The 25,003-nt window shown below is 57.6% G+C and carries 20 protein-coding genes; 5 read left to right on the top strand and 15 right to left on the bottom strand.

What is annotated here, in order from left to right; translation table 11 throughout:
• Positions 1-81 precede the first annotated feature (81 nt).
• Positions 82-732 (bottom strand): cyclic nucleotide-binding domain-containing protein, encoded by a 651-nt coding sequence (locus ACNKU7_RS15325; protein ID WP_418297872.1) that lies wholly within the window; start codon positions 730-732, stop codon positions 82-84.
• Positions 733-1,185: 453 nt separating this feature from the next.
• On the opposite strand from ACNKU7_RS15325, the gene ACNKU7_RS15320 reads away from it, so the two are divergent.
• From ACNKU7_RS15320 to ACNKU7_RS15310, 3 genes are all read left to right on the top strand, one after another.
• A complete protein-coding gene (locus ACNKU7_RS15320) occupies positions 1,186-2,370 on the top strand; it encodes a TonB family protein (RefSeq protein ID WP_418297871.1) in 1,185 nt (394 codons plus the stop codon).
• A gap of 272 nt (positions 2,371-2,642) precedes the next feature.
• A complete protein-coding gene (locus ACNKU7_RS15315; RefSeq protein ID WP_418297870.1) occupies positions 2,643-4,721 on the top strand; it encodes a M13 family metallopeptidase in 2,079 nt (692 codons plus the stop codon).
• Between the two features lie 153 nt (positions 4,722-4,874).
• The gene (locus ACNKU7_RS15310; RefSeq protein ID WP_418297869.1) at positions 4,875-6,761 is read left to right on the top strand and encodes an MFS transporter; all 1,887 of its coding nucleotides are present in this window, start codon (positions 4,875-4,877) and stop codon (positions 6,759-6,761) included.
• Positions 6,762-6,852: 91 nt separating this feature from the next.
• Here the strand turns inward: ACNKU7_RS15310 and tpx are convergent, their stop codons facing one another.
• The 7 genes from tpx to ACNKU7_RS15275 all read right to left on the bottom strand — a co-directional run bounded on the left by tpx (position 6,853) and on the right by ACNKU7_RS15275 (position 13,204).
• Complete coding sequence (gene tpx, locus ACNKU7_RS15305) at positions 6,853-7,350, bottom strand: thiol peroxidase (RefSeq protein WP_418297868.1); 498 nt, start codon at positions 7,348-7,350, stop codon at positions 6,853-6,855.
• Positions 7,351-7,504: 154 nt separating this feature from the next.
• On the bottom strand, positions 7,505-8,143 hold the full coding sequence (locus tag ACNKU7_RS15300; RefSeq protein WP_418297867.1) for an RpiB/LacA/LacB family sugar-phosphate isomerase: 639 nt from the start codon (positions 8,141-8,143) through the stop codon (positions 7,505-7,507).
• A 237-nt stretch (positions 8,144-8,380) separates the two neighbouring features.
• On the bottom strand, positions 8,381-9,787 hold the full coding sequence (locus tag ACNKU7_RS15295; RefSeq protein ID WP_418297866.1) for a M20/M25/M40 family metallo-hydrolase: 1,407 nt from the start codon (positions 9,785-9,787) through the stop codon (positions 8,381-8,383).
• A 28-nt stretch (positions 9,788-9,815) separates the two neighbouring features.
• Positions 9,816-10,163, bottom strand: coding sequence for a hypothetical protein (locus tag ACNKU7_RS15290; RefSeq protein ID WP_418297865.1), 348 nt, complete (start codon positions 10,161-10,163; stop codon positions 9,816-9,818).
• A 3-nt stretch (positions 10,164-10,166) separates the two neighbouring features.
• Positions 10,167-10,934, bottom strand: a complete 768-nt coding sequence (locus tag ACNKU7_RS15285; protein WP_418297864.1) for a TSUP family transporter — start codon at positions 10,932-10,934, stop codon at positions 10,167-10,169.
• Between the two features lie 17 nt (positions 10,935-10,951).
• Complete coding sequence (locus ACNKU7_RS15280; protein ID WP_418297863.1) at positions 10,952-11,578, bottom strand: lysophospholipid acyltransferase family protein; 627 nt, start codon at positions 11,576-11,578, stop codon at positions 10,952-10,954.
• Between the two features lie 42 nt (positions 11,579-11,620).
• Entirely contained in the window at positions 11,621-13,204 is a 1,584-nt protein-coding gene (locus tag ACNKU7_RS15275; protein ID WP_418297950.1) for a peptide chain release factor 3, read from the bottom strand.
• Between the two features lie 164 nt (positions 13,205-13,368).
• On the opposite strand from ACNKU7_RS15275, the gene ACNKU7_RS15270 reads away from it, so the two are divergent.
• Complete coding sequence (locus tag ACNKU7_RS15270) at positions 13,369-15,138, top strand: aminopeptidase P family protein (protein ID WP_418297862.1); 1,770 nt, start codon at positions 13,369-13,371, stop codon at positions 15,136-15,138.
• Between the two features lie 59 nt (positions 15,139-15,197).
• On the opposite strand, the gene ACNKU7_RS15265 is transcribed toward ACNKU7_RS15270, so the two are convergent.
• The 7 genes from ACNKU7_RS15265 to ACNKU7_RS15235 form a co-directional block, all read right to left on the bottom strand.
• Positions 15,198-16,202, bottom strand: coding sequence for an alpha/beta fold hydrolase (locus tag ACNKU7_RS15265; protein ID WP_418297861.1), 1,005 nt, complete (start codon positions 16,200-16,202; stop codon positions 15,198-15,200).
• Complete coding sequence (locus tag ACNKU7_RS15260) at positions 16,199-17,587, bottom strand: MATE family efflux transporter (RefSeq protein WP_418297860.1); 1,389 nt, start codon at positions 17,585-17,587, stop codon at positions 16,199-16,201. Before ACNKU7_RS15260 ends, ACNKU7_RS15265 begins: the two co-directional genes overlap by 4 nt.
• Before the next feature lie 48 nt (positions 17,588-17,635).
• Positions 17,636-18,085 (bottom strand): ribosomal protein S18-alanine N-acetyltransferase, encoded by a 450-nt coding sequence (gene rimI / locus ACNKU7_RS15255; RefSeq protein WP_418297859.1) that lies wholly within the window; start codon positions 18,083-18,085, stop codon positions 17,636-17,638.
• A gap of 73 nt (positions 18,086-18,158) precedes the next feature.
• Positions 18,159-18,962 carry a hypothetical protein gene (locus tag ACNKU7_RS15250; protein WP_418297858.1) on the bottom strand — a complete coding sequence of 268 codons (804 nt, stop codon included), beginning with the start codon at positions 18,960-18,962 and terminating at the stop codon, positions 18,159-18,161.
• Between the two features lie 27 nt (positions 18,963-18,989).
• The gene (locus ACNKU7_RS15245; RefSeq protein WP_418297857.1) at positions 18,990-20,525 is read right to left on the bottom strand and encodes a 2-isopropylmalate synthase; all 1,536 of its coding nucleotides are present in this window, start codon (positions 20,523-20,525) and stop codon (positions 18,990-18,992) included.
• 455 nt (positions 20,526-20,980) lie between these two features.
• Positions 20,981-21,451 (bottom strand): MarR family winged helix-turn-helix transcriptional regulator, encoded by a 471-nt coding sequence (locus ACNKU7_RS15240; RefSeq protein ID WP_418297856.1) that lies wholly within the window; start codon positions 21,449-21,451, stop codon positions 20,981-20,983.
• On the bottom strand, positions 21,451-21,930 hold the full coding sequence (locus ACNKU7_RS15235; RefSeq protein WP_418297855.1) for a glutathione peroxidase: 480 nt from the start codon (positions 21,928-21,930) through the stop codon (positions 21,451-21,453). Before ACNKU7_RS15235 ends, ACNKU7_RS15240 begins: the two co-directional genes overlap by 1 nt.
• A 176-nt stretch (positions 21,931-22,106) precedes the next feature.
• Here ACNKU7_RS15235 and ACNKU7_RS15230 point away from each other — a divergent pair, with 176 nt between their 5' ends.
• Positions 22,107-24,023 carry a cytochrome c/FTR1 family iron permease gene (locus ACNKU7_RS15230; RefSeq protein ID WP_418297854.1) on the top strand — a complete coding sequence of 639 codons (1,917 nt, stop codon included), beginning with the start codon at positions 22,107-22,109 and terminating at the stop codon, positions 24,021-24,023.
• The last annotated feature ends 980 nt before the right edge of the window (positions 24,024-25,003 follow it).

Genomic DNA, 25,003 nt, shown 5'->3' with positions numbered 1-25,003 from the left:
AAGGGATAACACGGAGACAGAATCGACCCAATACCCGACAGGTCACCCGCGAGTGACCTGCCAACGTTCAGCGCATTGGGATCAAGAGAGAATGGACTCCAGAAAGTCCGACATGTCAGCCTCTTCCGTGGCCAAGTGCCCGCTGCCAAACTCGGCGTTCCAATCGAGCAGAATACGCGCCAGTGCCCTGGCCTGATCCGCCAGGGCCAGTAATTCTTCCTTGCTGTTCTTGGGCCCCGTGTAGAGCTTCAACCGCCGGTGACTATTGGCCAGCTCATGGTTCGGGTATTTCGAGCGGTACACTTCCAGCTTCCATCGCAGGGAATGTGTCATATTGCGATAGAAGACCAGCTTGGTCGGCAGGTGCAACAGGGAAAAATCCTCGAGATCGCCAAACAGTGTGCAGTCCACTGCCAACACCTGAATCTCCTGACCGCCGGGAGAAGCAACAATCGTTGCGCTGCGCGGCTCGGCCAGCAACATCGACAAATCGCCAAATACCTCTCCTGGCCGGATCACCGCCAGCGGACGATCACCGCTGGCAGCCGCCGCATCATCTACATGTACCTGTAACTCACCGCGCAATAAAAAGTAGACCCACTGATCAACATCGCCAACATGCAGCAGAGGTTCCCCCGCGGACAGGGAAACCAGGCGCGAACGCTTCAGCAATACATCGTACTGCCACTCGCTGGTTGCACGAATATCACGAAACAGATGTATGACGTTCAAAAGGCGATCTACCCCATCTCGTGGGTAATCACTTAGTAGTTTGTAATCCATGAAAAACTGAGTAGTAACTTCGGCCGGGAAATTTACGCACCATCGCATATTAACGGTGCCGGGCACAATTGAATGCTCAAATAAAGGGTGCATTCTAGGCCTAAAGTGATAGCTGTCTCCCCCGGTATCCTGAGAATTTAAAAAAACGAGACATTTTACCCATTTCAGGGTTGAACTCCGTTGCAGTTGCAGTAGAGTTGTGGTCAGTCCTGATCAGTTTCGCCACTGGCCTGAACAAATTTTAATCCTAACAGGTCAACAGGGAAATCGTCGGACATACACCTTTCGGGGGGAGGGTGTTCCCGAAGTGCGTGAAAAATTTTCTGGGGTATTTGATTCATTTTTCACCGCTTTAACTGCCGGTTTCTTCCCATCCGGCTTCCAGAAGATACCAAATCAAAAATGAAAACGACCAATCTTGTCATTGCCCTGCTGCTGTTCGCTACGGCCCTGACTGCAAATGCGGTCCCGCTACTCAATGGACTGGCTCTGGAACAGCAATTTAATAAAGACCGGTATATCGCAGCTGTGTATTCTGAACGGTTGTCGGACAATGTTGGCGACCTGCTGGATAACGGCACACCTCGCCGCCTTGAAGTCCGGGTGATTGCAGATCATTTGTCTGCCCGCCGCTTCCGCAACCAGTGGCTCGAAGGTATTGCCATCAACAACCCGGGCAATACGCTGTCAAGCCAGGCGCAAAACATGGTGACCTTCGCCAACCTGTTCAAAGGCCGCTTTGTGGCTGGTGACCAGTTGCGCATCGACTATGCGGCTAGCAGTGGCGCTACCTCGGTATCGCTGAACGGCGTAAAGCTCGGCGAAATCGCAGACCGTGAATTCTTTAACACCCTGCTGCGTGCATGGGTGGGTGCGGTTCCACCATCCTCCGATTACCGCGACAACCTGCTTCGCGCAGGCCAGGTAGAGTCCGGTATTCTCGCGACCTACGAGAGCCTGGCCCCGGCCAGTGACCGCATTGCCCAGGTCGAGCAGATGGTGGAGCAGCAATCGGCCACGGAAGAAAGTGCGGCCGATGTGGCAACGCCGGAGCCGGCACAGGTTGCTGCCGCCGCGAAGCCGAAACCGGACCTGAAAGCCGATATCCCAGCCCCCACACTGGCGGCCCTCAATACGCCAGCACCGGCCATGCCTGCGCCGGTAACAAAGCCGGCTGCACAGCAGGTGGCCGCGTCCAAGCCTCAGCCGCTCAAGCCCACCACCACCCGCAAGCCGGAACCTGAAGACGAGCTTGAGGAAGAAGATGAAGCGCCGCTGACTGCAGATATGATTCTGGCACGCCAGATCTATCACTCCATGCTGATACGCCATACCTTCAAGAACATCCGCTATCCCAAGCGTGCCCAGGATCGCGGTCAGGAAGGTAGTGTCACCCTGAACGTGACGATTGATGCCAACGGCAAACTCAAGGACGTGACCACCGTGCAAGAGTCACGCTATGCCAGTCTCAACCGTGAAGCGGTGGACGCGGTCAACCGCTCCGAGCCCTACCCGGCAACCCCGGCGCAGTTGGGCAAGAAGGAGTACCAGTTCTCCCTGCCAATCACATTCCGCCTGCCGGACTGAGCACAGAACCCGACTCAGAGAAAAGCCCCGCTTGTGCGGGGCTTTTCTTTTATAAGCTAGCTTTTGTGGGAAATAATTCCCAACTTCGTCTCATCCCGCGCTCTCTCCAGCTCACTTATCAGTCTTCCAGCGAACCAGTCTATCGAAGACTGGCTACAGCTAACCGCAATGTCACTTGCCCGGAATCCGGGGGATGCATACTATCCGGACACGGTTTATTGAACCTTGTATCCATTTACCCAATTCCGAATAACAAGCCCAAAAGGCCCAGAATGAAAAAGCTGCTTTTACCTTTGGCTATCGCCGGCGCCATTGCCGGTTGCTCCCAGTCCGAAAACCCGAAATCTGCCGCATCTGCGGAATCCTCTACGGTAGCCGCTGAGGTCAGCGCGAATCAGGTGGTGGAACTCGGCTCCGGTATCGACCTGACCGCGATGGACACCAGCATCCGCCCCCAGGATGACTTTTACGGTTACGTGAATGGCACCTGGATGAAGAACACTGAGATTCCCGCGGACAAATCCCGCTGGGGTGGTTTCAGCATCCTGCGCGACAAGGCCACTGAAGAAGTAAAAGCACTGATCATGGAAGCCGGCCAGAGCGCTGACAGCGCCGCATCCAAGCAGATCGGCGACCTGTACAACAGTTTCATGAATGAAGAGCTGATTGAGAAAAAAGGCCTGAGCGCGATTGCCGGCGAGATTGCCAAGGTAGACGCTATCCAGTCCCGCAAAGATCTCTCCGACTTTTTCGCCTACGCGGATACTGTTGGTTATGACGTGCCCTTCGGCGGCAGCATCTACCAGGATCTGAAGCAGGTCGAAAACTACATCACCTTCCTGTGGCAGTCAGGCCTCGGCCTTCCCGACCGCGACTATTACTTCGACGACTCCGAAAAAGGCCAGAAGCTTCAGCAGGCGTACAAAGACTTCCTGATCAAGCTTCAGCAGGTTGCCGGCCTGGAGAATGCCGAGCAGTATGCCGACACCATCTACAGCCTGGAAAAGAGCCTGGCCGAACATCACCGTACCCGGGTCGAGAACCGCGATCCCGAGAAGTTCTACAACAAAATGTCCACTGCCGAGCTGAAGGCGCTGATGCCCGCCATCGACTGGGACAGCTACCTGCAGAAGGCACACCTGGAAAAAGCGGAAGAATTTATTGTCGGCCAGCCCGAATACCTGGAAGCCGCCAACCAGATCATCGCCGATACCGACCTGGATACCTGGAAGCGCTATCTCAAGGTCAAGATCCTGTCTGATGCAGCCCCTTACCTGCACAGCGAAATTGCGCAGATCAATTTCGACTTTTACGGCACCACCATCCGCGGCGTTGAACAGATGGAGCCGCGCTGGAAGCGCGCCGTACAGTTCGTCAATGGTTCTGTCGGCGAGCTGGTGGGCCAGCGGTACGTGGAAAAGTACTTCCCGCCGGAAGCCAAGGAGCGCATGGTGGCGCTGGTCAACAACCTCAAAGCTGCCTACCGTGAATCCATCGAGTCTCTCACCTGGATGAGCGATGAAACCAAACAGGAAGCGCTGACCAAGCTGGCCAACTTCACCACCAAGATCGGCTACCCGGACAAGTGGCGCGATTACAGCGAGCTGAAAGTCAGCGCGGACGACCTGGTGGGCAACGCGATTGCCGCTACCCTGTTCGAAACCCTGCACGAGCGCGACAAGCTCGGCAAATCGCTGGATCGTGGCGAGTGGGGCATGAGCCCGCAGACCGTTAACGCCTACTACAACCCGGCAATGAACGAGATCGTATTCCCGGCGGCGATCCTGCAACCGCCGTTCTTCAACATGAACGCGGAAGATGCGGTGAACTACGGCGGTATCGGTGGCGTGATCGGTCACGAGATTGGCCACGGTTTCGACGACAAGGGCAGCAAATACGACGGCAAGGGCTACCTGAACAACTGGTGGACCGAGTCCGACCTGAAAAACTTTGAAGGCCTTACCGGCAAGCTGGTCGCCCAGTACAACGCCTTTGAACCCATTGAAGGCGAGTACGTAAACGGTGAGCTGACGCTGGGTGAAAATATCGGTGACCTGTCCGGCCTGGGAATTGCCCACAAGGCGTACCAGATGTCCCTGAACGGCAAAGAAGCACCCGTCATTGATGGGTTCACCGGCGACCAGCGCGTATTCCTGGGCTGGGCGCAGGTATGGCGCAGCAAGACCCGCGACGAAGCGCTCAGCGAGCGCCTGAAGACGGATCCGCACTCCCCGGCCGAATACCGCGTGAAAGGCGTGGTACCCAACATCGATGCGTTCTACAGCGCATTTGATGTAAAAGAAGGCGATGGTATGTACCTGCCGAAGGAAGAGCGCGTAGCCATCTGGTAAGCCCGTAACCCAGAGCCCGACTCTGGGTACTTCCTGCGATCAAGCCCTGTCGATGCGAAACCATCGGCAGGGCTTTTTCATTTCTCCACAGGCTGTTCCTCCGCGCGCAATCCCTAGTACTATTGAGCAGGATTCAGCCAAAGGAGCTTCCCCATGGACGCAAACAGCCAGGTTCACCTGCTGCGGAGCCGTCGTTTTCTGCCCTTCTTCTGCACACAGTTTCTCGGCGCCTTCAACGACAATGTGTTCAAGAACGCTCTGATCGTGATGATCGCCTTTCGTCTCGCCGCCAGCGAGGCCAACTTCCTGATCAACCTGGCCGCCGGCCTGTTTATCCTGCCGTTTTTCCTGTTCTCCGCCACTGCCGGACAGGTGGCAGACAAGACCGACAAGAGCATTCTGATCCGCCGGATCAAACTGGCCGAGATAGGCATCGCCGCTTGCGGCGCCGTGGCCCTGTTCAGCGGCAATAACTATCTCTGTTTATTTGTGCTTTTCTTGCTCGGCGTGCAATCGGCGTTTTTCGGTCCCGTCAAATACGCGATCCTGCCGCAGCATTTACATAAGACTGAGCTGGTGAGCGGCAACGCGCTGGTGGAAATGGGCACCTTTGTCTCTATCCTGCTCGGCACCATCGTCGGCGGCCTGCTGGCGGGCAAGACCGGTGACGGCGAAGCCGGACTGTGGTGGATCTCTGCCATCATCATGACCACCGCCAGCATGGGGTATCTGGCCGCCCGCGCCATTCCCAAAGCGCAGGCACCCGCACCGGCACTGAAAATCAACTACAACCCCTTTTCCCAGACCAGCAGAATTCTGCGGGAAGCGGCGAAAACACCTGCGGTGTTTTACGCGATTATTGGCATTTCCTGGTTCTGGCTACTGGGCGCCGCCTACCTCACTCAGATACCCAGCCTGACCCGCAACGTACTCGGTGGCAGCGAGTCACTGGTTACGCTGTTACTGTGCTGTTTCACCATCGGTGTCGCCATCGGCTCGCTGCTCTGCGGGCGCCTGTCCGGTGGCCGCGTCGAACTGGGGCTGGTACCCATTGGCGCGGCCGGACTGACGGTATCCGGTGTGCTACTGGCAAACGCCACCGGCAACTTCACGCCTCCGGCCGAAGTGACCATTACCGCCTTCTGGAATAGCGCCGGCGCCTTCCCGATACTGATCAACCTGACACTCATCGGCATTTTCGGTGGCTTTTATATTGTCCCGCTCTATTCCATGATGCAGGAACGCTCGGCGCCGGAAATTCGCGCGCGGATCATCGCGGTGAACAATGTACTCAATGCGCTATTTATGGTCGTTGCCGCCGTAATGGGCATTATTTTCCTGAACAAACTGCAGGCCACCATTCCGCAGTTCTTCCTGATCATTGCGCTGATGAATGCGGCAGTGGCGGTATTCGTTTTCAGCAAGGTGCCGGAATTCGCCATGCGTCTGCTGATCTGGCTGCTTTCCCACACGATGTACCGGGTCAAACACCAGGGCCTCGAACAGGTGCCCGACGAAGGGCCGGCCATCATCGCCTGCAACCATGTAAGCTACGTGGACGCGCTGCTGCTGGCGGGTGCCGTGCGCCGCCCCATCCGTTTCATCATGTACAAACCCATCTACGAAATTCCGGTACTGCACTTCATTTTCAAAACCGGCCGCGCCATTCCCATCTGTTCGAAACAAAAAGACCCCGAAGGCTATGCCCGCGCATTCCAGGAAATCGAACAGGGTCTGAAAGACGGCGATTTGCTGTGCATTTTCCCGGAAGGACAACTGACTAAAGACGGTGAGTTGCAACCGTTCAAAGCGGGAATCGAGAGAATCCTGCAACGCACGCCGGTTCCGGTAATTCCGATGGCATTGCGTGGACTCTGGGGCAGCTTTTTCAGCCACAAGGACGGACACGCATTCAGCACACTGCCGAAGCGCTTCTGGTCAAAGGTGTGTGTGGTTGCCGGGCAGCCAATGGAAGCGACCACGGTAAAAGCGGAGAACCTGCAGGATACAGTGTTGGGATTGCGCGGCGAACGGCGCTAGGGATTTATCAAAACGTGAAAAGTGAAATCTGCGGTCACTCACGACCGCAGATTTTTCGCTTAAACGCAAAGTCTGTGAGTAAAATTAGCGGCTATGACAGTACCGCCAGGGCGCTTTCATAATCCGGTTCTTCGGTGGTTTCCGCGACCTGCTGGGTATAAATCACCTTGCCATCTTCATCAATCACCACCACCGACCGGGACAGCAGCCCCGTGAGCGGGCCGGTAGCAAAAGCTACCCCATAGTCCTCGCCAAAACTGGCACGAAAAGTTGAGCCCATTTTTACATTGTCGATGCCCTCGGCACCGCAAAAACGACTCATGGCGAAAGGCAGGTCCGCAGAGACACAGACGACGACAGCATTATCCAGTGACGCGGCTTTCTCATTGAATGCGCGCACCGACATTGCACACGTCCCGGTATCCACGGAAGGGAAAATATTCAGTACCACGCGTTTGCCCGCCAGATCCGACAGGGTCAACTCTGACAGATCGCCCTGCACCAGGGTAAATGCCGGCGCCGCACTGCCCACTGCCGGCAGATCACCAACGGTAGTAATCGGATTTCCTTTCAAAGTGATGTTGGCCATGGTGTCATCCTTATGATTGCGTGTTTAAAGTTTAAGCAGAATGCCGACGGGGTCAGGGAAAGTCAATGAACCCACAGGTAACCAACCATAGGCTATTGCGGTGGCCAACAGACAATAAAAAAGGCCCCGCAGGGCCTTCTCACAGTACAGATCGTTACGCGTCCAGTACGCCGCGTACAAACTCCGCAAGCTCCGGTACCTGGCAATACTCGAAGAAGCACGCCTGGAAGCGCTCGCCGGATACCGCAGTTTTTACCAGTTCTGGATCCAGCGCTTTCAGCGCTTCCAGATAATCCTTGGCCACCGCGTCTTTCACCTGGGTAAGGATACCCGCATTGCGCACCTGGGACTCCTTGCGCTCGGGCGGATAGCCCTGCCCTTTCACGCCGGTAAAGGCTTTCTCGAACATGTAGCGGATATTCAATTCCGCCCCCCAGCCAAAGCCCTTGGCGAACGGAATCGCGAGCGCATTGCCATTATTGATCTGGGCAAAAAGGTAAGCGTCGGCGGGATCTATGCAATAGCCGCAGAATACGCCCGGGTAGGCGTTCAACGACATCAGGGCGCCCTGGCCAGTACCGCAACCACTCACCACAAAGTCTACGGCTTTCGAATTCAGCAGCAGGCTGCCCATGATGCCGAGGTGGATATAGGTCAGGTAGTGGTCGTTGTCGTCACACATGCCGGTGTTGAACACTTCATGACCCTGCTCCACGGCCACTTCCTGCAGTTCTTTCAGCACAATGGCATTCTTGGACGCCTGGCTGAATTCATTCATCAGTGCAATTTTCATTCGTTATCTCCGTCTGATGCAGTGATCGGGCGTACCGCCGGCAGCCCGTGCAAATACCAAGCGGGCAGCGGCAACAAAATTGGTCTGGCTGCAGATTATATAGGTTTACCAAATAAACTAAACCGGTCAGGCAGAACACTGTTTGCCCGTTCGATCGATCACGTACCCCGGTAGCGGTGCAAAAATTTCAGGCCAAAAAAACCCCGCATGAGCGGGGTCTTTATCGCGAGCCAGCGCTTACTGCTCAGCCGGCACTCGCCCAAAAGTCTCTTCCATCTCCGTTGCCAGAAATGACATCACAACCCAGGCGGCGACATTCTGTCTGAGGTTTTCCGGTTTAACCTTATCCAGGGTGTCGTTCGGGGTGTGGTGATAATCGAAATAATCAGTGCCATCCTGATACAAGCCCATAGCCGGAACACCACGGGCAACAAAGACGCTGCTATCCGGGCCGCCGGAAGACTTGTTGTTGCCACGCTCGATACCCAGTGGCGCCAGCAGCTGCATCATCTGGTCAGCAATGGCGAACTTGCCTTCCGGAATGCGGGTGTCAAAGCGCCAGATCTTGCCAGCGCCGAAATCGGACTCCGATACCATCACGATCTTGTCGAGGTCGCTGGCATGAGCCTCCACATATTGCTTGGCGCCGACCAGGCCGATCTCTTCGGCGCCGAACAGCACCACGCGCAGGGTACGGCGGGGGCGCTGCGGCAGTTCGGCGATCAGGCGCGCGGTTTCCATCACGATGGCCACGCCGGCACCATCGTCCAGAGCTCCGGTGCCCTCATCCCAACTGTCCAGATGCGCGCCGATCAACACGACCTCTTCCGGCTTTTCACGGCCGACCACTTCACCAATCACGTTGAAGGAGGGACCATCCGCCAGGCGCTCGTTATGTACATTCAGCTTTACTTCCACCGGCTTGCCGCGCTTGAGCATGGCTTCCAGCAGGTTGGCATCGGGTGCGGACAGCGCCAGCGCCGGCACCGGGTTTTCCACGCCATCGAGGGACATCATACCGGTGTGGGCGAAGCGGTCGGAGTCAGTGCCCACGGAACGCAGCAGCAGAGCTGCCGCGCCTTTTTCCGCAGCGGCGCGCATGCCCTTGCTGCGGCCCTGCACGGCCGGGCCGTAACCTTCGCCGGTGCGGGCGCGCTCCATGCGCTTGTTAATGAATGCGATCTTGCCCTTTACCTTGCGCGCCGGCGCTTTCAGCAGCGCTTCAACATCGTCAAATTCGATAATCTCAGCCGTGATACCACCTTCCGGCGTTGCTGCCCCATAGCCAAGCGAGCTCACTACCAGTGGCTGCGGGAAAGGCGCAACCACTTCCGCGTGCGCGTGGCCACGCGCCCAGCGCATCACATCAATCTGCTCGGTATACACGCGGTCAAAGCCAAGTGACTTCATTTTTTCCTGCGCCCAGGCGACGGCGCGCTCGTCGCCCTTGGTACCCGCGCGACGGGGGCCGACTTCTACCGTGAGCGATTCAACCAGGCTGTAGGCATCAGAAGATTCCAGGGCGCGATCGCGCAGTACCTCAGCTACAGACAGGTCTTCCTGTTTCAGTGGCACGGCATGGGTACTGGCAACGAGCAGTGCAGCAGCCAGTCCGCCGGTGAGGTTTATCAGGGGTTTTATCATTTTCTCCTCCAAGTACAGCGTGTTGGAATTATTCGGATTCGTCTTCCGGCGGCAACGCCAGGAGTTGTTCGCGGACTTCGCGCAAGCGCGCCAGCCCTTTGTCAGTAAACAGGTAGGGTGAACCACCGGTGTATTCGTCTTCCTCGATCTGCAGGCACTCCAGCCGCAGACGCTCCAGGGGCGGGTCATGGCGCATCGGGTACCCGATCAAGACCCGCCACTCGTTGTCGTCAGCCTGGCCGGTAATCACCTCTTCCAGCCCCCGCAGGAACTGCGCGCGCTCCACCCGGAAGCGCGGCGTGCGCATATGCATCAGGCCCCAGAAAATGAGGGCGAACATGGCAAACGACAGGCACAAGGTAATGACGATGGTCACCGTTTATGCCTCCAGTAGTAATTTGAGCGCGACCAGCAGGGTAGCGATGATAATCACCGGTTTCACCAGCCGGGTGCCGCGGGCAATAACAAGATTCGAACCCAACCGGGCGCCGATAAACTGGGCCACCGACATGCACAGCGCGAGCCCGATCATTACGTGCCCTGCGATCATGAAGATCACCATGGATGTGGTGTTCGTCGCCAGTACCAGCGGTTTGGTATGCGCGGTGGCGCTGCGCATGTTGTACCCGAGCAGCGCGGCAAAAGCGAGCGCATAGAAGGATCCCATTCCCGGACCAAAGAAGCCACCGTAAAAACCAATCCCCCCACCCACCAGCAGGTTGAACCAGCCATTGCTCATCCGCGGTTTGCTATCAACGTCGGAGATTCTGGGTGAAAAGGCGAAGTAGAGGGAAATGGCCACCAGCAGAATCGGCAGCAGTGTCTGAAGCTGCTCGCCCCCCAGCAGGGTGACCGACCAGGTGCCGAGGCCCGCCCCGAGTGCGGCCGCCAGTAGCCCCGGCCACAGGGATCCGAACTTCAGGTGCCCCTTTTGGAAGAAGTTCAGCGCCGATGAAAGCGTGCCGAATACACTCTGGAACTTGTTGGTTCCGAGCGCATCCAGAGGGGCAATACCTGCCCACAGCAGTGCCGGCAGCGTAATCATACCGCCGGCACCGGCAATGGAGCTTATGAACCCCGCGGCGAACGCCACGGCGGTCAGCACGAGATAGGTGATCGGTGTCAGGTCGCCCGCTAGTTCCGTCACATTAAGCCTGTATGGCTTCAGGCCGCTTCGTTCAGATCCGTCTGGTTGCCCGGGTTGCGGCCCTGATACTTATGGAAACGCCTCTGGATTTCACGCATGTCGGTTTCCAGGTCGCCGGTGGGGCGGTACACGGAATCCACGCAGATGCACTTCGAGGGGAAGTCCCAGGCTATCAGTAGCACAGGTACGTTCGCTGCATAGGCAATACGCAGGAAGCCGTTTTTCCAGCGCGCGGTTTTTTTACGCGTCCCTTCCGGCGTGATCGCCACCCACATTTTTTCATTCTGCCTGAACTGGCTGGCGACCTGCTTGGCCATACCACCGGCCGCGCCGCGATCCGTGGGAATGCCACCCAGCCACATGAAAAGTCCCTTGAACGGAAAAAAGAACGCCTCTTTCTTCATCAGCCAGGAGGCCTTCAGGCGCAGCGCCATGATAAACGGCATGGCGACGATAAAATCCCAGTTGGACGTGTGCGGCGCGAGGGCCACCATCAGTTTCTTTTCCGGCGGGAATTCTCCCTCAATACGCCAACCCAGCAGTTTGACGATCATCAGGCCGAAATTTTTGGTGAACCAGTTACCCACCCGCGGCATTTCTTCCGGTAATTGGGCAGGGATTGTCGGTTTCTTGGCAACAGTCACAGTGGCGATCTCTTCTGTTGGTTACTACTTTTTTATTCTGCTTCAGTGTTCCCGCGTCGCGTAGAAACGGATATCCGGATAACGCTCTTCTGCCAGCTGCAGGTTAACGCGGGTCGGCGCCAGGTAGGTAAGGTGCCCGGAGCCATCCAGGGCCAGGTTGATACTGGCCTTGCGTTTGAAGTTTTCCAGCTCCTTGGTGCTCTCGCTGTCGACCCAGCGCGCGGTATTCACATTCACGTTTTCGTAAACCGCTTCTACCTTGTACTCGTCTTTCAGGCGGTAGGCTACCACCTCGAACTGCAGCACCCCCACGGCGCCGACAATGATGTCGTTGTTGTCGAGCGGGAAAAAGACCTGGGTCGACCCCTCTTCCGAGAGCTGCTGCAGGCCTTTCTGCAGCTGCTTCAGCTTCAGCGGATCTTTCAGGCGGATGCGGCGGAACAGTTCCGGCGCAAAGTTGGGAATGCCCGTGAACTTCAGCGCTTCCCCCTCGGTAAAGGTATCGCCGATCTGGATGGTACCGTGGTTGTGCAGACCGATGATGTCACCGGCGATGGCTTCTTCCACATGGGTCCGATCGCCGGCCATAAATGTCACCGCGTCGGCAATCTTCACATCTTTGCCGAGCCGCACGTGCTTCATTTTCATGCCGCGGGTATAGGTACCGGAACACACGCGCATAAAGGCGATACGGTCGCGGTGCTTCGGATCCATGTTTGCCTGGATTTTGAAGACAAAACCGCTGAATTTTTCTTCGCTCGGCGATACTACGCGCTCGTTGGTTTCCCGTGATAGCGGGCCCGGGGCCCACTCGACAAAACCGTCGAGCATCTCGCGCACGCCGAAGTTGCCGAGTGCGGTACCGAAAAATACCGGAGTCAGCTGGCCCGCACGGTATTCCTCCAGGTCAAACTCGTGGGTCGCGCCGCGCACCAGGTCAATTTCTTCGCGAATATCGTCAGCTTCGTCACCGAGCAGCGCAGTGGCTTCATCCGAGTCCAGCCCTTTGATCTGGATATCGTCCGGAATGGTGTGTCCCTGCCCCTGTTTGAACACATGGATGGTGTCGGTATAGAGGTTGTACACGCCCTTGAAATGCTGACCGGAACCCAGCGGCCAGTTGATCGGCGCCGCCTTGATGTTCAGTACTTCCTCGATTTCATCCATCACTTCGATCGGGTCGCGGATATCGCGGTCGAGTTTGTTGATGAACGACAGGATCGGCGTGGTGCGCAGGCGACAGACATTCATCAGCTTGATGGTGCGATCTTCCACACCCTTGGCGCCGTCGATCACCATCAACGCGGAGTCCACCGCAGTCAGTACCCGGTAGGTATCTTCCGAGAAGTCTTCGTGCCCCGGGGTATCCAGCAGATTGACCACCCGTTCCTTATACGGGAACTGCATGACCGACGAGGTCACGGAGATGCCCCGCTCCTGCTCCATGGTCATCCAGTCGGAGCGCGCGTGGGGGCCTTTCTTGCCTTTCACGGAACCCGCCAGCTGAATCAGGTTTCCGAACAGCAGCAACTTCTCGGTCACCGTGGTTTTACCGGCGTCCGGGTGGGAAATGATGGCGAAAGTACGGCGGCCATTGATGCCCGCCAGAGAAGAGGATTGGCCCATAATGCAAAAATACGGCTGGATAAAAAACAGGCGCGCATTATACACGTCTGCTCCAAGGGAATCGCTGGAAATGGCGATTTCGGGAGCCTAGACTGCGGCTGAATTTGCCGCGGCAGTCAAATCCGCCGGCAAAACCGCCAAAGCAATTCGACCAGAGGTGAATAATGAGTCAGGATCGCCTGGAAGCCCTCCAGCAAGCACTCGCGAATCTTCAGGTACAGGGATTCCTGGTACCCCGCTGCGATGAGTACCAGAACGAATACGTCCCCGCCGCCGACGAGCGCCTCGCCTGGCTAACCGGTTTTGACGGCTCCGCCGGTCTCGCCGCCCTCGCGGGCAACCGCACGGCCCTGTTTGTGGATGGCCGCTATACCCTGCAGGCCCAGCAACAGATCGGCACCCAGCCCATCGAGCAGCAGAGTCTCGCCCCCACAGACATCGCAAACTGGCTGTGCGAGGCTTTGACTGAAGGGGATACGCTCGGCTACGACCCGCGCCTGCACACCGAGCCCGGACTGGCACCGCTCAAGAAGCGCCTGGACGAGTGCGGCATCCAGCTGCGTGCGCTGGACGAAAACCCCATAGACAGCATCTGGCGCGATCGCCCCGCCACCCCCAGCGGTGCCGCCCGCCCGCACCCGATGACGTTTACCGGCGAAGAGTCCGCCAGCAAGCGCCAGCGGATCGCCAAACTGATCGCAGACAAGAAACAGGATGCGCTGTGGCTCGCCAATCCGGAAGTCTGCGCCTGGCTGTTCAATATTCGCGGTAGCGACATCCCGCACCTCCCCGTCGCGCTGTGCATGGGCTTTCTCTACAAAGATGGCAGCGCCGCCCTGTACCTGGCGGAGAACGCCGCCAGTGACGCACTGCGCCAGCATCTTGGCAGCGCGGTAGAACTGGTGAGCGACAAGCTGGCGCTGTTCAGTGCCGCCGAGCGCCAGCACGTGCAGAAAGTCTGGGCCGATCCGCTACTGACCAATTGCTGGACACTGCGCGAGCTGAGAAATCGCGACATTCAGATCCTGCACGAGCGCGACCCCATCACCGGTGCCAAGGCGCGCAAAAACAGCGTTGAGCTGGAAGGCAGCCGCGCCGCCCACATGCGCGATGGTGCGGCGCTGTGCGAATTCCTCGCCGAGCTCCCGGATGCGGTACAGGGGGAAGACTTTGGCGAGCTGGAAGCGGTGCACCTGCTGCGCAGCAAACGGGAACAGCGCGAAGGCTTTACCGACGACAGCTTCGACTCCATTTCAGGCTATCGGGGCAACGGGGCCATTGTGCATTACCGGGTCACTCCCGCTTCGAGTCAACCCATGCACGCCGAAGGCATCTACCTGATCGACTCCGGTGGCCAGTACCCGGACGGCACCACTGACGTCACCCGCACAGTGGCACTGGGGGAATTCCCGGCCCAGGCAAAAGAGCATTTCACCCGGGTGCTCAAAGGCCACATCGCCATCGCCACCCTGCGCTTCCCCGCCGGCACCTGCGGCGAACAGATCGACGCCTTTGCACGCAAGTCGCTCTGGGACGCCGGGCTGGATTACGCCCACGGCACCGGTCACGGGGTCGGCAGTTTTCTCAGTGTGCACGAGGGACCGCAGCGCATAGGCAAAGCGAGCACTAACGTCGCCATCGAAGCGGGCATGATCCTGTCCAATGAACCGGGCTTTTACCTAACCGGTGAATACGGGATTCGGATTGAAAATCTGGTGTTTGTGAAGGAGAGCGCCAACTATCCGGGCTTTCTCGAGTTTGAAGAGCTGACGCTGGCGCCGATCGACCACCAGTTGATAGAGCCCGGGCTGCTGAGCCCTGCGGAACGGCAATGGCTGGACGATTACCACCAGAAAGTGCGCGAGACCCTGACGCCGCTGGTGGACGACAAGACCAGAACCTGGCTCGCATCCGCGACCCGTCCGCTCGAGTAATCGGGTTCCACGGCCATGTGCTCCACGCGCCCCCGTAGGGAGCACATGGCAATGTCCAGTTATTGCGAAACCAGCTGCTCGCGCGCCTGCAAGAAGGGCAGCAGATATCCCAGTAAGCGCTCACTGACCTCAGGCTCCAGCGCATGCCCCATCCCCGGAATGGCTACCAGGGTAGCGCCGGGGATTTTTTCCGCTGTGTCCCGTCCATGCTCGATGGGCAACAACGGGTCAGCGGTACCGTGAACGACCAGCGTTGGCGTCGCGATCCGCTGCAGCAGGGGCGAGCGGTCACCACTGGCCAGGATGGCCTGGAACTGCCTGACCACGCCCGGCCCATAGGCGCCGCGGTTCATAACCCGGCCCGCCAACTGCCGCGCGTAGTCTTCGCTGAAAAATTCCGGTGAGCCAATGGTGCGGGCTATCGCCACCCGGGTCGCAATGTTCTCATCCCGGCTGGCCCCGGTTTTCGCCCCGCTGGCAAGCGCAGACACCGCTTCCGGGGTAGCCTCAGGCAACCCCGGTGCCCCGGAGCTCGACATGATCGAGGTCAGGCTCAACACCCTCCCGGGATACTCCGCAGCCACTACCTGCACAATCATTCCGCCCATGGACGCGCCAATGACATGCGCACGCTCTATACCCAGAGCGTCCAGTACACCCACAGCGTCAGCCGCCATATCGCCCAGGGTGTAGGGCGGTTCCGGAGTCAGCCCGACCTTGCTGCGCACCAGTGCCCACCACACTGGCGGTGCGGACAACTGATAAAACTTCTGTGAAAGACCGGCATCGCGATTATCGAGCAGCACTACACGGTAGCCTGCGTCGAGCAACCCGTTCACCAGGGTATCCCCCCAGTGCAGCATCTGCGCGCCCAGCCCCATCACCAGCAGCACCGGCTCTGCGTCCTTCACGCCCATATCCTGGTAGGCGATCGCCGTTTCATTGACGGTGGTAAAGTGAATCGGATAGCGGTCGAACGGGCTTTGCTCGCCCGGTTCCGCGATGGCGGGTAAACAAAACAGCACCAGTACAAGCCGCAGCGCGCATACGAGTATGGATTTCATCGAGACGCCCCCTGTCCCTGTGACAGCGTATTTTCACCGCCGGCTTCCGCAGCGATGTATTTCTTCAGCCATGCATAAGCCACGGCGCCCAACACCAGGTTGGAGATCACCGTAGCCACAAACAGCCCCTGAATGCCCCAGAATCTATTGCCCAGCCAGGCCAGAGGCAAATACAGCCCCAGCACCCGCAGAAACGAAATCAATGTGCCCGGCAATGGATGGCCCAGCCCATTGAATGCCGCATTGGCCGACATCACGAAGCCATATCCGGCGTAACTGAACGGCACCAGGCTCAGGTAAGCCACTGCTACCGCCAAAACCTGCGGCGACTTGCTGAACAGCGAAGCCACCGGGCCGCCGACAAAGAACAGCACCAGCGCCAGCCCCAACCCAAACATCACACAGAAACGGGCGAGAATGGCCACCGTTTCCGCCAGGCGCGCATGCCGGCCAGCGCCGGCATTTTGTCCCAGGAAGGGACCGACCACCGCAGACAGCGCATAAAACACGATCAGGGCAACCGGCTCGATGCGCATCGCCACACCCAGCCCCGCGACCGCGTCAGCGCCATGCACGGCCACCAACGCGACGACCACACCGCCGGACATGGGAATAATGACGTTCGTCGCCATTGCCGGCAGCCCAACGGCCAGCAGTTTGCGCCAGGAATCCCGCACTACCGCCCACTGCCATATGGGTGCTGCCAGAATGTGCTCCTTGCGCACCAGGTAGTAAAACGCCACCCCGAAGCTGATCGCCCGTGCGGTGACCGTCGCCAGTGCCGCGCCGAATAATTCCAGACGCGGAAACCCGAACAGGCCAAAGATAAAAATCGGGTCGATGATCAGGTTCAGCAGCGCAACGCCAATCATGATACGCCCGGTGAGCGCGCTGTTGCCGATTGCCCGCAACGCAGACATGGCCACCATGGGGATTACCGCAAAAACCGCCCCCAGGTACCAGGGCGTCATGTAATCGCGGATCAGTGGTAACAGCCTCTCCTGCGCACCCAGCATCCGGAACAGGGGGTCTATAGTAGCCAGCCCCACCATACTCACGACAATCGCAACAATCAGCGCAAGCAGGGTCGCATCCGTAACCAGCCGCCTCACCCGCGCCAAATCGCCCGCACCATAGGCTCGCGCTACGGCCGATGATGTGCCAGCCCCCAGTCCAATAGCCAGTGCGTTGATCACCATCACCACAGGAAAGGTAAAACTCATGGCCGCCAGCGGCGCATCCCCAAGCTGGGCGACAAAGTAGGTATCCACCACATTGAACGACATGGTGGCGAGTATGCCCCAGACCATGGGCAGGGCGAGGCGCTGCAGATGGGCAGATACAGAGCCTTCAAGCAATGAAGGTGTTTTTTGGTTTGATGCCATTGAGGGAAAAATACTTGTCCGTGGAAAAGAAGAAATTAAATAAGCGGCCTAAAGTATCAGGCTCATCAACAGCGCGTCTTCACGAGTTCCGTCGGCTTTGGGGTAGTAATTCTTGCGGCGCCCGTCCTCGGAGAATCCGAGCTTGTGGTAAAGCCCGCGCGCCGCGCGGTTGGAGGCCCGCACTTCCAGCATTACGCGCGCAGTATCTTCCGGCAATTGCGCGATGATCTTGCGCAGCAAGTCCTCACCCACCCCTTTGCGCCGCCACTCGGGCGCGACAGCAACATCGAGGATTTCAACCTCGTCGAACAGGCGGCTGGCCACGCAGCAAGCGGCTATGCGCCCGGACTCGGCCCGCAACAGCCAGCAGTCGTGCCCGGAGGCCATACTGTCGCGATACTGGCCCGCATTCCAGGGATGGGTGTGGGCACTGCGCGCAAGTTCGGCGAGCGCCGCGCAATCGGCATCCGAGGCTTTGCAGAAATTCAGATCAGCCACCGAGTGAGAATTCGGGAGAGAGGTGGTCACAGGATCAACGTCCGTGTTCGGTGTATGCCATCGATGACAACGGTCAACGCCGGGTCTGTTCCGGGTAAAGCTTGCGCAACAGCTGCCACAACGGGCGCTTGCGCATGGGATCGGTAAGCAACTCGGTAAGGCTGGGCATGGCAACGACCTGGATTCCCTGCCAGTCGTTCACAGTCTCCGCTACAGGCACCGGAGCGCAGAACTCCTGGGCCTGCTGCCCCATCAGCCAAATGGCTTTTACCGGCTTGCGCCCGCAAGCGGCTTCCAGCCAGGCGCTACAGGTCTCGCGCGCGTCACTGGCACCTGCAGCGGCAGCGAAAGGGTTCTCCGCGAGGGGCCATTTCAGCTTGTCCCGTTCAGTCGCCAGCTGCTGCCAGCCCAGCGCGCGGACAATATTGCCGAACAGGCTCTCGACCGGCAAAGCCGTACCCGGTTCGCGGCTGTCCACTGCCAGGAGTTCTTCCCCAAGCCACCAGCAATTCAGCACAAACGGAGGCACCGTTTTTTCCGGAGCCGCGACTACAGCCGGCTTGGCCGGCGCCAGAGCAACTTTCGTCTCCGCGGTGATGCTGCCGATAACCCGACTGACTTCCGGCGTGGGTGTGACGCCCGACGGTTCCGCCGGGCGCGGGGCCACGATCGTTTCGCGGGGCGCTTCGGGGGGCACAGTTGTGTCCACACCAACCGCAGCCATCAGTGCCGCAGGAGCCGAGGGCTCAGGCACATTCTCCACGGCCGGTGGCAGCGGTGCCTGCACAGGCTCAGGCGCCAGCGGCAGGCAAAACCTGGGCATATAGCTGGTCACACCCAATGCGGTGAGGTATTCCGTCCGCTGCAGTTCGTTCACATCTGTCCCCGTTTGGATCAAAGAGCGTTACACGCCCTTCGGCTTGGTAGCGTTACTGGCCAGCAAGTTTAAAGCATCCAGATACGCTTTTGCGGATGCGACCAGAATATCTGTATCCGCGCCCACGCCATTGACCAGTCGCCCGTCGCGCTCCAGCCGCACAGTCACGCTACCTTGGGAATCCGTACCCTGGGTAACCGCATTCACGGAATAGAGTTTCAGGTCGGCATTGCTGTTCACTACGGACTCAATCGCCTTGAACGTCGCGTCGACCGGACCGCTGCCCTCAGCACTGCAGACCAGACTTTCTCCATCAATCGAAAGCTCCAGCTGCGCGTAAGGACTGCTGCCACTCTTACTGCGTACTTCCAGGTCTTTCAGCTGGTAGTGCTCCACCGGATCCGCCGCTCCGGAAATCAGTGACTGGAGATCCTCGTCGAAAATCTCGTGCTTCTTGTCAGCCAGGTCTTTGAATCTCTGGAACAATACGTTGAATTCAGCCGGGTCAGAAAAGGTGACTCCCAGCTCTTCGTAGCGGGCCTTGACCGCGGCACGGCCGGAGTGCTTACCCAAAACCAGACGATTATGGCCCCAGCCAACATCTTCCGCGCGCATGATTTCGTAAGTTTCGCGGTGCTTCAGCACACCATCCTGGTGGATGCCGGACTCGTGGGCGAAAGCATTGGCACCGACGATGGCCTTGTTTGGCTGCACCGGGAAACCGGTGATCGACGAGACCAGGCGCGAGGTTGGCACTATGTGCGACGTCTCGATACGGGTTTCGACCGGATACAGATCCTGCCGGGTGCGCACCGCCATCACAATTTCTTCCAGTGACGCATTGCCCGCGCGCTCCCCAAGGCCATTGATGGTGCACTCGACCTGCCGCACCCCATTCATGACCGCAGACAAGGAGTTAGCGACTGCGAGACCGAGATCGTTGTGGCAGTGGGTTGAGAAAATCGCCAGGTCGGAGTTGGGTACGTTTTCAATGACCCGCTTGAACATGGCGCCATACTCACTCGGCTCGCCATAACCCACGGTGTCCGGGATATTGATGGTGCCGGCGCCGGCCTTGATCACCGCTTCGATTATCCGGTACATGAATTCCGGTTCGGAACGGCTGCCGTCTTCAAGAGAAAACTCCACATCGTCGGTGAACTGGCGCGCGGTTTTCACCGCTTCGACCGCCTGCCGCAGCACATCTTCCGGTGACATCTGCAGCTTGTACTTCATGTGAATTGGAGAAGTGGCGATAAAGGTGTGAATACGCGATGCATTGGCGTTTTTCAGCGCTTCACCCGCGCGGATGATATCGGGGCCTACGGCGCGTGCAAGGCTGCATACGCGGGAATCCTTGATGTTTTCCGCAACCGCCTTCACCGATTCAAAATCGCCCTGGCTGGCGATTGCAAAACCGGCTTCGATTACATCCACCCGCATGCGCTCAAGCATGCTGGCAATGCGAAGCTTCTCTTCCTTGGTCATGGACGCGCCGGGGCTCTGCTCCCCATCGCGCAAGGTCGTATCAAAAATGACTAATTTATCTTTATTGGTATTCATCGGGACTTATCTCCTAGTCTGGCCCGAGGCTAAACAGCGCCATCGTCACTGTCTATGCACAACGCAAATTTAGTGTGGAATTCTGTTGGAAAGTGCGGGAATAAAATTATATGCCGCAGTGCGGTAGTCGTAGCGGGTGCGCGGATAGGCAGGCAGCAGGAAAAGAGGAGCGCGACGGCTCTTTGGAGCTCTGTGGTGAGCTCGCAGAAAAATCCACTATCGGGCCGGCGGAAACCGGGTCTCGGGCTGGCACTATGGGGACGGAGGCAAACATAGCTGCTGCTTCAAGTTTGGGTTGACGGAATAGCTTACACGCGCACCGCGCGATCGCATGACGCGACTATACGCCGCCGCCCCACCAGAAATCAACATTCATCCTATTTTTAAGCAAAATTCAATGGCAAATTGCAAGATAACACCTTTCAAAATGCACCAATTAGAAGCTTCATCCTAAATTAATCATGTTGATGAAGCGCATCCAGCAGTACCCACAGCTCCCGATGCAAGCTGGCCAGGCGATCCGGCGCTATCGCCAAGCCCGTCATCGCCTGTTTACGCCAGGCCGCAATTGACGCCTGCAGCGCGCGCCCACTTTCTTCCAGCGAGACCAGGGTAACCCGCTCATCCCGCTCACCCCGCCGCCGGCAAACCAGCCCAAGCTTTTCCATCCGCTTCAGCAATGGGGTCAGGGTGCCGGAATCCAGCATCAACCGCTCGCCCAAAGCGCTGACCGTCCACTCATGGGCGGGCTTGCCCTCCTTGTCCCACTGCCACAGCAGCAGCAGGACAAGGTATTGGGGGTAAGTGATGCCAAACTCACGCAACATGGGTTGGTAAGCCCGGATCATTGCCCGGGAAGTCGCGTACAGGGCGAAGCACAGCTGGCGATCCAGATCCATGCTTACCGCACTGAAGTCATCTTCCATCAGAGCAGCTTCTCAATATCAGCGGCCAGAGACTCGGGCTTGTCTTTCGGCGCGTAGCGATTGACGACGGCGCCGTCCCGATTGACCAGAAACTTGGTGAAGTTCCATTTGATCGCCTGCGTGCCCAGGATACCCGGCGCTTCCTTTTTCAAGTGATTAAACAGTGGATGCGCCTGGTCACCATTTACATCCAGTTTCGCGAGAACCGGGAAGCTGACCCCGTAATTCAGCTCGCAAAATTCCTGAATTTCACTGTCGCTGCCAGGCTCCTGTTGCCCGAACTGGTTGCAGGGAAACCCGAGGATGACGAGCCCACGATCCTTGTACTTCTGATGCAGCGCTTCCAGCCCCTGATATTGCGGAGTAAACCCGCACTTGCTGGCGGTGTTCACGATTAAAAGAACCTTGCCTTTATAGGCATCCAGGGAAGTCTCTTTGCCGTCGCTGGTTTTAAAGGGAATGGCGTACAGGTCAGTCATGGTCAGCTCCTCCTAAATTTAAGCTTGCACAACTATATTGCGCACAACCTAAATTGCAAGCATTCCTCAGTTCATGGAGCTAATTCGCGGTTTCCGCCCAACCGGGGGTTTATTGTGAGAATCATTATCAATAATATTACCCAACTTAATAAATCGAGTCTTTTGGACAGCACCCAATGCGTTACCTATTCCAGTTAATGTCGACACTGCTACTGGCTGGCAGCCTGATCTCCAATACCGTGGCGGCTCCTGCTGACCCGCAGGAGCTTCGCCAGCTGATGCAAATGGCGGAATATATCGGTGTCGACTACTCCGAAGCTGTAGCAGCCGGAGAGGTCATCAACACTGACGAATATGCAGAGATGCAGGAGTTTTCACAGCTGCTGCTCGAGCGCGGCGCCCAGCTGCCAGCATCCGAGAAGTCAGCTGCAATCGCAGAGCAAACCCAGGCCCTGAAACAGGCCATCGACAACAAAGCGACGCTCGCCGAAGTCCAGAAACATACCGCTGCGCTGCGCCAGAGTCTGTTGGAGATCTCACCGCAGCTGTCGCTGCCGTCGCAACTGCTTCCGGTAGAGGAAACCGCGGCCCTTTACCAACAGAATTGTGTTTCCTGTCACGGGGTTGAAGGCAAAGGGGATGGCGTAGTTGCCAAGCAGCTGGAACCCGCTCCAACGGACTTTCACGACCGCGAGCGGGCCAACAACCGCTCACTGCTGGGTCTTTACGATGCGATCAGCAATGGTATCGATGGCACGGCCATGGCCGCGTTCCAGTCACTGGATGACCAGCAGCGTTGGTCTCTTGCTTTCTACGTTGGCGGCAAGGCTTTTGCCGAAGCCGGTGTTACGGCGAAAGCGGGCGCAATCACCCTGAATGATCTGGTTCAGTACAGCCCGAATGTACTGCAGGGCAACAAGCCAGAAATCAGTGCAGCCCAGGTTGCCGCGCTTCGGGCGAACCCGGCTCCGCTGTTCAGCGCCCCGGAAAATGACTCCTCCGCAATTGATACTGCACGCAAACAGCTCCAGTCTGCTCTCAGTGCATTTCAGGAAGGAAACTACGACGCAGCCCGTACACGTGCGATCAGCGCCTACCTCGATGGCTTTGAGCTCGCCGAGAGCAGCCTGGACTCCCGTGACAGATCCCTGCGACTTGCGATCGAGCGCGACCTGTTGGCACTTCGGGCCCAGCTGAATGGAAGCAGTAACCCGGAAGATGTCACCAATAGCGTCAATCAGCTGCTCGCCCAGCTCGGGGAGGCAAAGGCGTTGATCGAAGGTTCCAATCTTTCCAGCGGTGCCCTTTTCCTCGCCAGCCTGATTATCCTCCTGCGCGAAGGTCTTGAGGCCCTTTTGGTGGTAATCGCACTGGCAACAGTCCTGGTGAAGACCCAGCGTTACGACGCGATTAAGTACGTGCATTTTGGCTGGATAGCAGCGTTCATCGCCGGTTTCGCAACCTGGGTCATCGCCCAAAACCTGGTAACCATCAGTGGTGCCAGCCGCGAAGTCATGGAGGGGGTTGCAGCCCTGATCGCTGCCGCAGTGCTCTTCTATGTCGGCTTCTGGATGCACAGTAAAACCCAGGCCCATGAGTGGCAGCGCTATATTCAGGACAACATCAACAAGCACCTCGGCGCGGGAACCCTGTGGGGCATTGCAGGCCTGTCATTCATCGCTGTATACCGCGAAATCTTCGAGACCATCCTGTTCTATCAGTCCCTGCTCAGCCAGACCGCAGAAGGACAGACTGGATCGCTGTGGGGCGGCCTGCTGGCCGGCGTTGTATTACTCGCGGTGTTTGGCTGGTTCATGGTGCGTTTCTCTACCCGCCTCCCCATTGGCAAGTTCTTCTCCGCGACGACATTCATCATGCTGGCGCTGTCGTTCATCCTGGCCGGCAAAGCGATCGCGGCGCTGCAGGAAGCCGCACTGATCAGCATGAATCACCTGCCGGTGAATTTCAGCTTCGAGTGGCTGGGTATCTACCCCACCTGGGAAGGGATCATAGTCCAGGGACTTATCCTCGTTACCTCCCTTTACCTGCTCCTCAAAGAGAAACTGGGCGCAGGCGAACCAGCCCACAGCTAAGAATCCCACGGTTAATAAGTTCTGACTGTAAATACCCCGCTCCGCGGGGTATTTTTTTGCCTGCTGTTTTTACAGATTGATTTAGCTGTATTTTTTACGGTTATGCACAACTGCTTTACTCACAGAATCACTGGATAGATCTGTGGATAACCACTCTTGATCGACTCTGGGTGGCGTGGTTACTGGCGTCGCAAAAATGTATAAAAAAACGCCAAGAGAACACCACTTAAATCCAACCTTGCACACTGCCCCAACCTCCGAGAAACGATTACCGCGAAGTCAGTTTAATGGCGGCTTAAGTCGCGGCAACTGCTTTAGAGGTTCGCCCAAAATCACCACCCATACTGTTCCACCCGTCTACCCGAGATGTCGATTAGAAGCCTGCCAACCATCCGTTGAAAAGATTCGGCACACCAGATAAACCACGTCCGCTATACCAGAACTTTTCCACAGAGACCGCTTAGCCTATCCCTTTACCGTAACTTAGGCGTCAAAAGCCGATCGGGTAGCACATTTACTCTTGTTCACAAGTAGCTTACTCACAGAAACTCTGGACAGAGCTGGGGATAAGTCCGGGATATTGGCTCTGGCTGGCGTAGTTACTGGGTTTAGAGAAGCGGCTAAAAAAGCGTCGCTGATATTCTAGCCACGGAATATTACGTCGGGATTAACCGGGTGGAGTTAAATGGACTTTAAGCTGAGTGCTTTGTCGGAGCCTGCCTGCTACTAGCGAACGGACCATCACAGGCGTCCACGTATCTGTGGGTAAGTCGCCTGGGTGTTTGTTCGCCGGATCGGGCTGTGGATAGTTTTGAGGAAAGTAAATTAATCGAACACCAGTCTGTGCGTTTAGCTGTTTGGACAGAGCTATGTATTCAATCGGGCACGCTGCTATACAGCAGGCAATGAAAAAAGCCCTGACCGCGTTAGCGATCAGGGCTTTTGGAATAAAACCTGACGATGACCTACTCTCACATGGG

The sequence above is a fragment of the Microbulbifer weihaiensis genome (assembly GCF_048323715.1).
Classification (GTDB): domain Bacteria; phylum Pseudomonadota; class Gammaproteobacteria; order Pseudomonadales; family Cellvibrionaceae; genus Microbulbifer.
The sequence above is the reverse complement of the archived record's forward strand: the minus strand, read 5'-3'. Positions and strand labels throughout refer to the sequence as shown.